Source organism: Nostoc sp. CMAA1605, from assembly GCF_021596505.1.
In the GTDB taxonomy this organism is placed as follows: domain Bacteria; phylum Cyanobacteriota; class Cyanobacteriia; order Cyanobacteriales; family Nostocaceae; genus Trichormus.
This window is the reverse complement of record NZ_PJIZ01000013.1, coordinates 60,000-73,385: the sequence shown is the minus strand read 5'-3', so window position 1 is coordinate 73,385 and position 13,386 is coordinate 60,000. Positions and strand designations below refer to the sequence as shown.

The 13,386-nt window shown below is 42.8% G+C and carries 9 protein-coding genes, 1 pseudogene and 1 CRISPR repeat array; of the genes and pseudogenes, 6 read left to right on the top strand and 4 right to left on the bottom strand.

All coding sequences use genetic code 11. The features are described from left to right. The first annotated feature begins 40 nt into the window (after positions 1-40). Entirely contained in the window at positions 41-1,135 is a 1,095-nt protein-coding gene (locus CV014_RS07210) for a T3SS effector HopA1 family protein (RefSeq protein WP_236141405.1), read from the top strand. A gap of 65 nt (positions 1,136-1,200) precedes the next feature. On the opposite strand, the gene CV014_RS07205 is transcribed toward CV014_RS07210, so the two are convergent. After that, complete coding sequence (locus CV014_RS07205; RefSeq protein ID WP_236141404.1) at positions 1,201-1,986, bottom strand: Uma2 family endonuclease; 786 nt, start codon at positions 1,984-1,986, stop codon at positions 1,201-1,203. Positions 1,987-2,195: 209 nt separating this feature from the next. Here CV014_RS07205 and CV014_RS07200 point away from each other — a divergent pair, with 209 nt between their 5' ends. From CV014_RS07200 to CV014_RS07190, 3 genes are all read left to right on the top strand, one after another. Beyond that, entirely contained in the window at positions 2,196-3,218 is a 1,023-nt protein-coding gene (locus CV014_RS07200; RefSeq protein ID WP_236141403.1) for a serine/threonine protein kinase, read from the top strand. A gap of 62 nt (positions 3,219-3,280) precedes the next feature. Further along, positions 3,281-4,570 carry a serine/threonine protein kinase gene (locus CV014_RS07195; protein WP_236141402.1) on the top strand — a complete coding sequence of 430 codons (1,290 nt, stop codon included), beginning with the start codon at positions 3,281-3,283 and terminating at the stop codon, positions 4,568-4,570. Positions 4,571-5,266: 696 nt separating this feature from the next. Next, a complete protein-coding gene (locus CV014_RS07190) occupies positions 5,267-5,551 on the top strand; it encodes a hypothetical protein (RefSeq protein ID WP_236141438.1) in 285 nt (94 codons plus the stop codon). A 51-nt stretch (positions 5,552-5,602) separates the two neighbouring features. Here CV014_RS07190 and CV014_RS07185 read toward each other — a convergent pair whose 3' ends face one another. Both CV014_RS07185 and CV014_RS07180 read right to left on the bottom strand, forming a co-directional pair. Beyond that, the gene (locus tag CV014_RS07185) at positions 5,603-6,325 is read right to left on the bottom strand and encodes a Uma2 family endonuclease (protein ID WP_236141401.1); all 723 of its coding nucleotides are present in this window, start codon (positions 6,323-6,325) and stop codon (positions 5,603-5,605) included. Between the two features lie 114 nt (positions 6,326-6,439). Next, positions 6,440-7,375 carry a methylenetetrahydrofolate reductase gene (locus tag CV014_RS07180; RefSeq protein WP_236141437.1) on the bottom strand — a complete coding sequence of 312 codons (936 nt, stop codon included), beginning with the start codon at positions 7,373-7,375 and terminating at the stop codon, positions 6,440-6,442. Positions 7,376-7,772: 397 nt separating this feature from the next. On the opposite strand from CV014_RS07180, the gene CV014_RS07175 reads away from it, so the two are divergent. After that, positions 7,773-8,846, top strand: coding sequence for a transposase (locus CV014_RS07175; RefSeq protein WP_236141400.1), 1,074 nt, complete (start codon positions 7,773-7,775; stop codon positions 8,844-8,846). Positions 8,847-9,005: 159 nt separating this feature from the next. Here CV014_RS07175 and trpS read toward each other — a convergent pair whose 3' ends face one another. After that, complete coding sequence (gene trpS / locus CV014_RS07170) at positions 9,006-10,013, bottom strand: tryptophan--tRNA ligase (protein ID WP_236141399.1); 1,008 nt, start codon at positions 10,011-10,013, stop codon at positions 9,006-9,008. Between the two features lie 399 nt (positions 10,014-10,412). Beyond that, positions 10,413-12,234: direct repeats of the CRISPR family, unit length 37 nt; unit sequence GTTTCAGTCCCCTTGCGGGGAAAAGGTTAATGGAAAC. Between the two features lie 643 nt (positions 12,235-12,877). Between trpS and CV014_RS30590 the strand changes: the two are divergent. Then, positions 12,878-13,384: pseudogene (locus CV014_RS30590) on the top strand (CAP domain-containing protein); the annotation flags it as partial. Positions 13,385-13,386: the final 2 nt, after the last annotated feature.

Here is a 13,386-nt window from a genome sequence, read left to right as displayed (position 1 = left end):
AAAATTATTGCTCTATCTCTTCATTTACAGGCTCATCTTTATGCAACTATTAGATCCCGTCCAATTGTCGGATATCTCAGAGTCACTGCAACTATCACTGCAAGATATTATTCATAACGTTGAGATTCAGTCCCAGTATTGTATTAAACATCCAAACTACAAACCCTTAGAATTACCAGAGGCTTCAGTTTCTCGCTTTCAAAAGCTGTCAATGGAGATACAAAATAATTATTTGAGTCAGCAGTTGCGTACTTTTCTCTATGGCATTTATTATAATGGCTCATTGAGAAGTGTTTTGTCCTCTGACGCAGAGATATCGAATTTAGCTGTTAATCAAAATTTAGAAAATAACACCTTTTTGGGTGTAGACCTAGCTTTTTACGATCGCCTACATGAAAATAACAGAGGTACAGGTTACTGGAGTTATGGTTGGCGGATAGTCAAAGAGGAAATAGATGGGACTGTCGCTGTACAACGTGATGGTTTAACTTTGTACGTTGAACCCCAAGGAATGCAAACATCTGAAAGCTTTGGTGATTTAGTGGCGATTAAAATGCCTAAGAATGTCGTGCAGAATGGATTTTATATGGCAGTTGCTAATGCAGGTGCATCACAATTTTACCAAGCAGCAGACAATACTTTGGTGCGTGTTTACTTTAATGTCACCCCAGATGGTGCAATTGCAGTCATGGATAGTTTGACAACACGACTCAATGCTATATCCTTAACTTTTACCTTTAAAGCTTTATACAACCCTTCTGATTATCAGCGTTATGACTCAGCAGTATTATATTTTGACAAAAATGACTATGAACGGGTTTCTCCCATCTTAGAAACGCTTTACATAGAGCATCAAGAGCATTTCCAAGAACAGATCCCCCTATTTACTAAACCCATTGCACCAGGATTAGCGATCGCAGAAGAACCAAAACAACGATTTAATGAAAATGAGAGTTTTGGTACACACCGTTGTCAAATTGTGGCGAATGGTTTGTTAGCCGCTTGGTTACAAGGCAATAATACCCCAGCCTCTAGAATGACATCAATTTTACAACAATTCTCTGCATTGAAGATTCAATTGCAGCGTCCGTATCTCAATGCTGATTCGGAAGATATATATACACCTTTTAAATAGGATAGATAACCTCGTGATCATGATATTTTGAGACGTTGCAAAGCAACGTCTTTTTACTATTTGCTTCAGATTTCTGGTTCAACACCAAGAGCGCGCAATTGAGCAATCAGGCGTTCATTGCGTTGGCGTTCTTGTTCGGCTCGTTGATGTTCTTGTTCGGCGCGTTGACGTTCCTGTTCGGCGCGTTGGTGTTCTTGTTCTGCTCTTTCTTCACCAGTCAGTAACAAATTACCCTCCGCATCCCACCAACGTAACCAGGGTAATTCTGCGTTTTGATATTCACCCTCCCATATACCTAACTCCACACCTAATGGATGTATGGGATAATGTCCCCGTTCATTGGTTGGCAATAGTTGATATTGTCCATCAGTTAAGTGATAAACTTCCACCCTGGCTTTATTTACTTCATAAATGCCATAAAAAGGAGGACGTATCACCTGCTCATAAATCCAAAATTTACCCTTCCAAGGTGTTCTATCTCGTTCTTCTGTACCATCCCCAGAGACAAATTCTAAAACAATCAATGGTGCAATAAATTCTCGCCAGAACACATAAGAACGTCGTGTTTGTCCATCAAGTAAAGGCGGGACATTTCCTACATAAAACCAATCAGGTGCTTCCGCGCCTTTTTCTGGGGGGTCAGTTAAACGCCAGTAAATGCCTAAGTCCTGACCAATACAATATTGACCATCAGGATGTAATTGTTTGAAGACGGGTGTAATTGAGTCCGTCAATAAAATACTTTGAGGATGTTCTTGCCAGTTTTTCACAAATGTGCCGTCGGACTCTGGTAGCTGCGTATGGTCAGGAAATGGGGTGAGGTCAGTGTCTAGATTAGTTGCAGAGGTCATAAGATTACCTTTGCAGAGGATAAGGGTTGTTGTTAAGTTTAACGTGAGTTAGTAGGGTGCGTCAGTTATGAATAATTTCTAGGTGTAGAGAGATTTTCTCACACTGACGCACCCTACCCTACTACCCTACTATTTTCTTCACAAAGCTCATTCAAGCGTTAACTCTCTCTTGTGTGAAAATGAGTACAAATATTTTGGGAGTTGCAAAGATGGCTTGGGTAGCAGGTGATCAGTTGCATGGTGGCAAATACACGATTGAAAAGGAATTAGGAAGGGGACGGTTTGGTATTACATATCTGGTAAACAATAGGAATAGCGATCGCTTAGTTATTAAAACCTTAAATGATAAGTTGCTGCAATCTCTCAGTCAGTCGGAGCGCGCACGGCTGGAAAATATGTTTTACAGTGAAGCCCTAAAGCTTCAAAAATGCCATCATCAGCATATTGTGCAGATTATAGAACTCTTTAGAGAAGGAGAATATCCTTGTTTAGTCATGGAATATCTTGGTGAAGATAGTTTAGCTAATCTTCGCCCAGCCATACTTTCGGAACAAGACGCACTGCGTTATATTCAACAAATTGGGGAAGCACTGATAATTGTACATAACAATGGACTGATTCATCGGGATGTACGCCCAGAAAATATCCTGTTGCGGAAGAGAGACGGGAATTTAGAAGCGGTGTTAATTGATTTTGGTTTAGCTCTTGATTTTGATTACATTTTAACCACAAGCCGGACTCAAGAAACTTCTGCCGGATTCACACCATCTGAGCTTTCTACTAAAGGTACTATAGCCAAGGCGTGTAGCGATGTTTATTCGCTAGCGGCTACTCTTTATAAACTGCTGACGGGGATAACACCTGTAGATGCGGTCAAGCGGAAATTAAACGATGAGCATTTAGTTTCCCCAAAAGAATACAATCCTCAAATTAGCGATCGCACCAACAGGGCAATTTTAACAGGGATGGAACTAGATCCTAAACAGCGATCGCAATCAATGCGGGAATGGCTAGATTTATTAGGGTTGACTCAGCCTGAGATAACTGTTATATCCGACACCAAGTCAAATTGGGAACGCAACATTCAGATTTGGGGAATTATTATAGCGGCAATCGCGGCTATTGGAACTTTACTTTCAGGTATAGTTGGCTGGATTCCATTTGTTAAAACCTCTCCATCTCCTAGCCCATCATTAGTGCCTTCTAGTCCATCATCTAGCCAAACTCCGTAGAATTAGCTAAACTCCTATCATAGTGCTGGCTTTGAACTAATTATTTTTACTCAGAGGTATTCATGCCTTGGACAGCAGGACAACAATTACAAAATGGTAAATATGTAATTGAGAAAGTCCTGGGACAAGGTGGATTTGGGATTACTTATAAAGCACAGCAAGTTGGGCTAAATCGTGCAGTCGTTATTAAAACACCAAACGAACATCTCAGCTATGATCCAGAGTATGAAAAATACATAGAGCGATTTATTCAAGAAGGGAAAATACTGGCACGTTTATCTCACGATCCGCATCCTCATATTGTGGGTGTAATTGACCTATTTCAAGAAGGTAACACCCACTGTCTAGTCATGGAATTTGTGGAAGGGGAAAATTTGTTTGAGGCTATAAAACGCAGAGGGGCCTTACCAGAATCCGAGATTGTGCGCTGTATCTGTCAAATTGGGGAAGCGTTGACGGTGGTACATCAAGCGGGGCTAGTACACCGAGATGCTCACCCAGGAAACATCATGTTGCGGAGTAATGGTAAAGCAGTTTTGATTGATTTTGGCATTGCTAAGGAACTCTTGCCCCAAACGTTGAGTTCAACGGGTAATGTAGGTAACAAAGGATTTGCACCCTATGAACAGATGACTAGAGGTAGTCGAGAGCCAACAGTTGATGTTTACTGTCTCACTGCCACACTTTATTATGCAGTCACAGGTCAAGCCCCAACAAATTCTCTGGCTCGTAAGTTAGATAATATTCCTCTCAAGCCACCCAAACAAATTATTCCCAGTATTAGCAATCCATTAAATCAAGCAATACTCAAGGGTATGGCACTGGAGGCAAAAGATCGTCCCCAGTCAATGCAGGCATGGTTGGCAATGTTAGAAGCACCACAAGCAAAACCTCCGCCTCCTGTTGAACCAGTTCATAGAAAAGAAGTTATTCATCCCAAAATCAAGGTAAAGTCAAAATCTACATCACCTAGAATTATTCCTTGGGGATGGTTGATTGGTGTGTTATCAGGTTATCTATTAATAGGCTACTTATTAGTTGCGTCTAATGCTCCCCTCTCGGTCTGGGCTGTGGCTGTGGCTGTGGCTGTGGCTGTGGCTGTGGCTGGGGTTGTGGCTGTGGCTGTGGCTATGACTGTGGCTGGGGCTGTGGTTATGGCTATGGCTATGGCTGGGGCTGGGGCTGTGGCTGTGAATGTGGCTTGGCCTGTGGCTGTGGCTGTGGCTGGGGCTGGAGATAAATTACAAGAATCCTTTAGCCGACTTCATACTTTTCTAATTTTAGTCGTTACTTCCTTGTTTGGCTTGGGTTTGGGGCTGCTAGCACACCGAGTTTTTAACGGAGCATCATAGCTTCATCAATATTAGAGTTTGTGAGGGAAAAAGAATTTCGTAGTAAGGACTTTAGTCCTTAGATGAGGACTGAAGTCCTCACTACAAACTAGCGTGAGTTCGGCGAATTTAAAAAACCCTCTCCAAACCTCTACCCTGCACGGAGAGAGGCTTTAAAACCTTCATTTGTCGTTGAGCTTTCCAGATATTTAAGCCCCTCTCCGCGTCGGAGAGGGGTTTGGGGAGAGGTCATCAAACTCACTACAAACAAGTGCTATCTCGCTCATCAACAGCATTATCATCTAATCAATATTCTGTCGTTACGGCATTAAGTTTTGATGCCATCACTCAATAAAGTTTACTTCAGGACAAAAGTAGTCTTGAGAATGTTGCAGTTCATTTGATGATCAAGCTCAATTTTTTGATACCATAACTGAATTTTTCCGTGGCTTAGATTCGCTATCTACATTAAATCACTGAAAATAATTTTATATTTTATACAATTTATAAAATATCAGAATTAGCTCTCTGTATTTTATTTAAACCTTGTGAAATCTAAGTTTTATTTAAATTTAATTATTTGCAAATTTTCTTTTCAATCTATTTACAAGTATAAGATTATACTTTATTATGAATAGTATGAGAAAGGCGATCGCCCCTCTAGCAAAGTCCGCGATCGCCTTTCTTTCAACCCCAAAACAGGAGTCGATTATTATCATGGCACAAGAAACCAAATTAAGAGATGCTCAAGCACTACTACAACAGTATTTGAGCAACGAAAATTCTGATACACCCACGATTCAACAATCTACTCAACAGCCATTACCCAACAGAGAACCCATTAAACATTTGTTGATTGGTTCTCCTAAAGCTGTCACCAGTACAATACATTATTTGCAGGCAGTTGGTTATGCCAATGTAGGAGATTGGAGTCCACTTTTACCAACGGAAAACCCTGACCAAGTAATGAGTATTTTAATCCGTCAAATTTTGGTTGTATAACACCACAAACACCCCGATTTTCGAGCAAAATCGGGGTTATGTTACATCTAATTATACTTCTGGTTCAACACCGAGAGCGCGCAGTTGAGCAATCAGGCGATCGTTGCGTTGACGTTCTTGTTCGGCTCTTTCTTCACCAGTCAGCAACAAATTACCCTCCGTATCCCACCAACGTAGCCAGGGTAATTGTGCATTTTGATATTCACCCTCCCATATACCTAACTCAACTCCCAAGGGTGTGATAGGATAACGTCCGCGTTCATTGGCTGATAGTATCTGATATCTACCACCAATTAATTCATAAACTTCTACACTGGCTTTATTTACTTCATAGATACCGTAAAAAGCTGGATGAATTACCTGCTCATAAATCCAAAATTTACCCTTCCAGGGTGTTCTATCTCGTTCTTCACTACCATCACCAGAAACAAATTCCAAAGCAATAGATGGGGAAATAAACTCACGCCACAACACATAAGATCGTCGTGTTTGTCCATCAAGTAAAGGCGGGACATTTCCTACATAAAACCAATCAGGTGCTTCCGCGCCTTTTTCTGGGGGGTCAGTTAAACGCCAGTAAATGCCTAAGTCTTGACCAATACAATATTGACCATCAGGATGTAACTGTTTGAGGACGGGTTGAATTGAGTCCGTCAATAAAATGCTTTGAGGATGTTCTTGCCAGTTTTTCACGAATGTACCATCGGACTCTGGTAGCTGCGTATGGTCAGGAAATGGGGTGAGGTCAGCGTCTAGATTGGTTGCAGAGGTCATAAGATTACCTTTGCACAGGGTAAGGGTTGTTTCTTAGTGTAGCAGTGAGAAAGGGAGGAGAAACGATACCAATCACCTCTCCTCCTCTGTACAACACAAATAAAATTGCCTTGTCTACTTCGCTAACACCTGATTAACTGGCGCAACTCCAGCTAAATCTAAGATTTTGGGAATCAAATCTTCCCGCTTGACTGCCATCATGTGGACACCGTGACATAATTGCCTTGCAATCTGCACTTGCTCGGCAGCAATTTTTACACCTTCTTCTAGGGGGTGTTTGGCTTGTGCTAACCTTTCAATGATGTGTTCAGGTATATTGACACCTGGAACGCATTTATTAATAAATTGAGCGTTTTTCGCTGATTTCAATAGAAAAATTCCCGCCAAAATGGGTTTATTATGGACTGATGCTATCTTGTCCATGAATTTTTCTAGTCTTTCAAAATCAGTAATTAACTGACTTTGAAAAAATTGCGCTCCGGCTTCAATTTTGCGTTCAAAGCGACTTTGCAAACCTGACCAACTAGCACACTGAGGATCTACGGCTGCACCTACAAATAAATCCGTTGCACCATCGGTCAAAGGTTTATCATTGCCATCGACACCTTGATTCATTTTCCGAATCAGTTGCAATAGTCGCACGGCTTCTAAATCAAATACGGCTTTGGCTTCAGGATGATCGCCTGCTTTTACTGGGTCGCCTGTCAAGGCTAAGATATTACGGATACCTAAAGCGTGCGCGCCCATCAAGTCGGCTTGTAATCCGATACGGTTGCGATCGCGGCAAGCCATCTGACAAATTGGTTCAATCCCATTTTGTAGCAAAATCACTGATGCTACCAATGAAGACATCCGTAACACAGCTCGGCTACCATCGGTAATATTGACAGCATGAACCCTCCCCTTAAGGGTCGCCGCCATTTCAATCATGTGGGTGGGATCTCCCCCTTTTGGTGGTGCTACCTCGGCGGTAACTAAAAATTCACCCGCTTGCGCGGCCTTACGGAAATTGTTCAGTGTACTGTAACTACAGCTATGGCTATGTTCCATAACATTCATAATTGGGTTCTCTTCAAGGGTATAACAAATTACACCTTAAAGAGAAGTCGGGGGATTGGGGAGGCAGGGGAGCAGGGGAGCAGGGGGAGCAGGGGGAGCAGGGGGAGCAGGGGAAGCAGGGGGAGCAGCTTTCAAGGGTAGGGGTTTAAGAAAGGGGCAGAAAAGCAGGTAAAATATACAACTGTTATCAAACCGCAAAAATCCGCAAGTCAGATAAAGCGAAGAATTGAGGGTGTCAGGGAGAATGCTGTTAGGAAAAAATGAGGAATTAAGGCAATGGACTAGAACAGTGATAGAAAAGATGCCCCATCTGTCCAAGTCGCAAGCATTGATACTAGCAATGTGGAGTTTTGGGATAGTGATGACCCAATCATGTGGACTGACAACAGTGTCAGTGTTCTTAGCAGAGTTATTGGGAAAAAAGGAAAATACAGTACGTCAGCAACTCAGAGAATGGTTAAGAGATGGGGAAGATAAAACAAAAGCAACAACAGGACGGGCAACACTAGATGTGACATTGTGTTTTAGACCTTTGTTGTTATGGATTCTGAGTCTGTGGCCACAAGAGGAAAAACGGTTGGCATTAGCAGCTGATGCCACAACATTGAGTGATAGATTTACAGTCTTAGCGATTAGTGTTGTTTATAGGGGTTGTGGAATTCCCATAGCCTGGAAAATAGTGGAGGCAACTAAACCAGGAAGTTGGAAACCGCACTGGCAAAAATTATTAAGCGACATCAGTGAGACTGTACCAGCAGATTGGTTTGTCATAGTGACAACAGACCGTGGACTGTATGCCGACTGGCTATATCAACAAATTCAATCCCTGGGTTGGCATCCATTTATGCGAATTAACCAAATTGGACAGTTCAAACCTCAAGGAACTGAATCTTGGCAACCTTTAAATACTTTGGTCTCGGAAGTTGGTCAGTCGTTCTCTGGTTTAGTTACTTGTTTCAAAACTAACTCTGTCAAATGTACTTTGGTAGCTCGCCATGATGAGGGTTATGCTGACCCTTGGTTAATTCTCACCGATTTACCACCGGAAATTGCGGATGCTTGCTGGTATACCATGCGCTGTTGGATTGAGTGTCTGTTTAAAGATGGCAAACGCGGCGGTTTTGGTTGGCATCGCACCAAAATTACTCACCCCAAACGCGCCGAGAGGCATTGGTTGGCGATGGCTGTTGCTACTCTGTGGCAAGTTAGCGTCGGTGGAGAAGTTGATGCCAATCTACCCATTAGTAGTTTAGATGAGCTACCACCCACTCATGTTGCTCGACGCAATTTCAAACATAGTGTTTTCCATCGTTGCTTGAGTTGTTTTCGGCGTGGATTTTTAGTCATTAAAGCTGCTGTTCTTAATCGAGAACCTTTACCCATCGGTAGCTTTTTCCCTCAACCTTGGCCTAACTTGACTCCACAACTTCATGTCTTGAAAATCACTCTCTCTACTGCCTGATTTTTAAACCCCTACCCTTAAAAGGGGGAGCAGGGGAGGCAGGGGACAAGGTAGATTTTAATCCCATACCCAATGCCCAATGCCCAATGCCCAATGCCCAATGCCCAATGCCCAATGCCCAATGCCCAATGCCCAATGCCCCATGCCCCATTCCCAAATTCACAAAGGCATTGAATAACCTAACGCAGCTTTCACGTCTTTGAGGGTTTGGTTGGCTATGGCTTCGGCTTTTTCTCTACCATCACGCAACACAGACTCTAAATAACCTTTGTCGTCCATGATTTGCTGATATTTGTCTTGGATGGGTTTGAGAGCGTTAATTGCTGTTTCGGTCAGTAATGGCTTAAATTGTCCCCAGCCCATGTCTTGACACTCAGCTGCTACTTCTTCCTTCGCCTTGCCTGACAATAACATATATAAAGTTAGCAAGTTGTTGCACTCTGGTCTTTCTGGGTCGTCAAAGATTAATCCCCGCACTGGGTCAGTTTTACAACGTTTAATTTTATTGGCAATCTGATCTGGTGGATCTAAAAGATTAATCCGGCTTAACTCTGAAGGGTCAGATTTAGACATTTTGCGCGTCCCATCGGTCAAACTCATCACCCTCGCGCCTTCTTTGCGAATTAAGGGGTCTGGTAGTTTGAGGACGGGCTGATCCTTGGCGAATTGGTGATTAAATCTGTTGACGATATCCCGTGTGAGTTCTAGGTGTTGTTTTTGGTCTTCACCTACCGGCACTTTATCGGCTTGATACAACAAAATATCAGCCGCCATCAGCACTGGGTAGATTAATAAACCTGCACCGACGTTTTCCCCTTGCTTGACGGCTTTCTCTTTAAACTGAATCATGTCTTGCAGCCAGTTCAGGGGTGTGATGCAGTTGAGCAACCAAGCTAGTTCACTGTGGGCGGAAATGTGGGATTGAATAAAGATATTCGAGTATTTTAAGTCAATACCACAGGCTAAATAAAGTGCGGCAATTGTGTAACTATCTGCTGCCAATGTCGCTGGATTATGCGGTACTGTAATCGCGTGTAAATCTACGACACAAAAGAAATTATCATACTGTTCTTGGATTTCTACCCAGTTGCGAATTGCGCCTAAGTAGTTACCCAAGTGTAAGTTACCAGTTGGTTGAACTCCAGAAAGAACACGCTGCTTACCCATAAATTACCAGTTTATTTATCTCAAATGCTCACTGTATCAAGTGGCGATGGCAAAACACATTTCATTTTGACATTTTCTCTTAGTCATTAGTCATTAGTCATTAGTCATTAGTCATTAGTCAACAGTCATTAGTCAATAGTCTAAAGTGTCATTTTCAAGCGAAGATTCTTATTTGCAGTTTACTTCTGTGCTTCATCTCCCTTGGGTGGTCAGTTAATCGTCATTCATTTTTCTGAACCGATGCGTTTGTAGTAAGGGCTTTAGCCCTGCTTTTGTTCAGCTTAAATGAATCTAACTTAGTTCAAGCAAATGTTAAGTTTGAGTTTTAGTCCCCTTATGGGGAAAGGTTGATGGAAACACCCACAACCCACCACCAGCACCAACGGCACGGACGCACGCGTTTCAGTCCCCTTGCGGGGAAAAGGTTAATGGAAACCTAAAGCAAAAATTTGCCCCTCCCCCAATCAAAGGGCAGTTTCAGTCCCCTTGCGGGGAAAAGGTTAATGGAAACCTGCATAAATTTAATTGCCTCGATGTCATTGTCTTGTTTCAGTCCCCTTGCGGGGAAAAGGTTAATGGAAACCTTGGATTTAGAACTGATTGGGATTTTAAACGATGAAGCGTTTCAGTCCCCTTGCGGGGAAAAGGTTAATGGAAACGTAACTTGAAAGCTAAGGGGAAAACTGATAAAGCGATGTTTCAGTCCCCTTGCGGGGAAAAGGTTAATGGAAACTTAGCGGATGAGTCAAACGTGGAGGCTGTTAATGGGGGGTTTCAGTCCCCTTGCGGGGAAAAGGTTAATGGAAACAATCCGCACATAAAAACTACGGAGTAAACAAATGACGTTTCAGTCCCCTTGCGGGGAAAAGGTTAATGGAAACAACCATCGCCCAGAAGGTTCAAGCCTAACTGTGATGGGTTTCAGTCCCCTTGCGGGGAAAAGGTTAATGGAAACCGAGAATTACTAGAGGATTACCAATCAAGAACAAGCGAACGTTTCAGTCCCCTTGCGGGGAAAAGGTTAATGGAAACCCCCAATAGTTCGTCCAAGCTTTCACCACAATTTTCGAGTTTCAGTCCCCTTGCGGGGAAAAGGTTAATGGAAACGGTGAATTGTTTCTATGTACCAGTTCCAAGTTTCTTGTTTCAGTCCCCTTGCGGGGAAAAGGTTAATGGAAACTCAAATTAAAGTAAAAGATAGCAGTGGTAAATGTTTCAGTCCCCTTGCGGGGAAAAGGTTAATGGAAACAAGCTTGGATGGTAACAAACTAGGAGAAATATGGCGTTTCAGTCCCCTTGCGGGGAAAAGGTTAATGGAAACGCCTTCTGCCTCCTGCCCTCTACCTTTCTTGCTAAAAGGTTTCAGTCCCCTTGCGGGGAAAAGGTTAATGGAAACTAACTGAGGAATAAATCTTACTGACTCTCACCTGTTGTTTCAGTCCCCTTGCGGGGAAAAGGTTAATGGAAACCATTGACCACAGCAACCTACTTATCGATGACCAATACACGTTTCAGTCCCCTTGCGGGGAAAAGGTTAATGGAAACTGCGATCGCTTCGATGTTGAGGTGAAACGTGATTAGTTTCAGTCCCCTTGCGGGGAAAAGGTTAATGGAAACCTTCTGCATCTTGCAAGGAAAAACAATTAAAGGTGAGAGTGCGTTTCAGTCCCCTTGCGGGGAAAAGGTTAATGGAAACAAACGTAAAAAACCCAAGGATGACTAGGCTATAAGCCAAGTGTTTCAGTCCCCTTGCGGGGAAAAGGTTAATGGAAACTTTACACCCGATGCCACCTTGGGAGATGCCCAAACCGCATTGTTTCAGTCCCCTTGCGGGGAAAAGGTTAATGGAAACTAGAAAATTTAATGAGCGACGGCAAGACTTTGCAAGTTTCAGTCCCCTTGCGGGGAAAAGGTTAATGGAAACAGGAATTATCATCTTTAACCACTAATCGATAGTGGGTTTCAGTCCCCTTGCGGGGAAAAGGTTAATGGAAACCGTCAAGAATGGGACGCTACCGCCGAATTTTTGAAAGGTTTCAGTCCCCTTGCGGGGAAAAGGTTAATGGAAACGTACGCCTTACCCAATGAAAAGTGAAGTTATTCGACTGGGTTTCAGTCCCCTTGCGGGGAAAAGGTTAATGGAAACACCCTCAACTCTGGGATTTTTAACAGCACGATGTCGAAGTTTCAGTCCCCTTGCGGGGAAAAGGTTAATGGAAACTGCTCGGTACTGAAACTTATATAGAGCAAGCTTCCTGGGAAGCATTTTGACGAGTCGCAAAATCAGGTCGATTCCAGCCCACCTTATTGCGATTAATTTGCAACTTCCCGAATTATTGAAACGCTGTAATTATTATGTTGTCAAGGTTCTGGCGATTTTGACGAATCCCCAGGGTTTTTGACCCCGCTTCGACTTGCCAAACATCAAGCTAATAAACTAATGATAAGATAGGGATTTTCAATTGTCGAGTGTTTGTTGCAGTTGTATTCTAAAATATACTGAACTTAATATGTGGGAATTAGATTTGATTCCTGAAAACATTCGCGTAGGAAGGAAACTCTCCACTGCTACCTATGCTCCGCGTTCCAGGAGAAGGGCTTGTTACCCCTGCTCCCTGCTTTCTTCCCCTCTGACTCTTCGGTGATAGGCGATCGCATTTTCATCTACCGCCTATGCTGCTTGTAATCCGAAAAATTTGATGGCAAATATTTGAAAAATCGCTAATTTCAAGCTTGATAATCTGTTTTACTAATTAATGTGAGCTTTTACACCATAAAACTACTCAAAGACTTATTTGTCTAAAAAAGATGAGTCTGGTTAGATGTACTGAAAGTTCCCTTTCAGTCTTTCAGACACCCTATTAATGATTCGCACGAAAATTCACAACTTTGTTTTAGGCACGTTGATTGTGTCGGGTGGAGTAGTGGCAATTGCTGCACCGGCTCACACTTACACACCACAATCTTTGCCCAAATCTGTTCAAAGTCGTCACATAGCACAATCTACAATTGACACCGCAGCTGTAGAAGCATCTGTGCATCGCCAAATTAATCAGTACCGCGCTTCTTTGGGTTTACCGGCGTTAACGCGGAATGAGTCTATAGATAGTCAAGCCAGGATTCATAGTCAGAGGATGGCTGATGCTCAAGCTGCATTTGGTCATTCTGGTTTTAATCAACGAGTCCAGGCGATAGGTATTTCTTACCAAGCGGCGGCGGAAAATGTGGCGACAAATCGGGGATATAGTGATCCTGCTACCCAATCTGTTCAAGGTTGGCTAACAAGTTCTGGACATCTCAACAACATTAAAGGTAATTACAACCTCACAGGTATTGGTGTTGCAGTTAATAGCAAGGGTGAAGTTTACATCAC

What these genes read in the sequence shown, in the direction of transcription:
- CV014_RS07210 (WP_236141405.1), top strand. Translation starts at nt 41, where the DNA reads ATGCAACTATTAGATCCCGTCCAATTGTCGGATATCTCAGAGTCACTG.
- CV014_RS07205 (WP_236141404.1), bottom strand. Translation starts at nt 1,986, where the DNA reads ATGACCTCTGCAACTAATCTAGACACTGACCTCACCCCATTTCCTGAC.
- CV014_RS07200 (WP_236141403.1), top strand. Translation starts at nt 2,196, where the DNA reads ATGGCTTGGGTAGCAGGTGATCAGTTGCATGGTGGCAAATACACGATT.
- CV014_RS07195 (WP_236141402.1), top strand. Translation starts at nt 3,281, where the DNA reads ATGCCTTGGACAGCAGGACAACAATTACAAAATGGTAAATATGTAATT.
- CV014_RS07190 (WP_236141438.1), top strand. Translation starts at nt 5,267, where the DNA reads ATGGCACAAGAAACCAAATTAAGAGATGCTCAAGCACTACTACAACAG.
- CV014_RS07185 (WP_236141401.1), bottom strand. Translation starts at nt 6,325, where the DNA reads ATGACCTCTGCAACCAATCTAGACGCTGACCTCACCCCATTTCCTGAC.
- CV014_RS07180 (WP_236141437.1), bottom strand. Translation starts at nt 7,375, where the DNA reads ATGGAACATAGCCATAGCTGTAGTTACAGTACACTGAACAATTTCCGT.
- trpS (WP_236141399.1), bottom strand. Translation starts at nt 10,013, where the DNA reads ATGGGTAAGCAGCGTGTTCTTTCTGGAGTTCAACCAACTGGTAACTTA.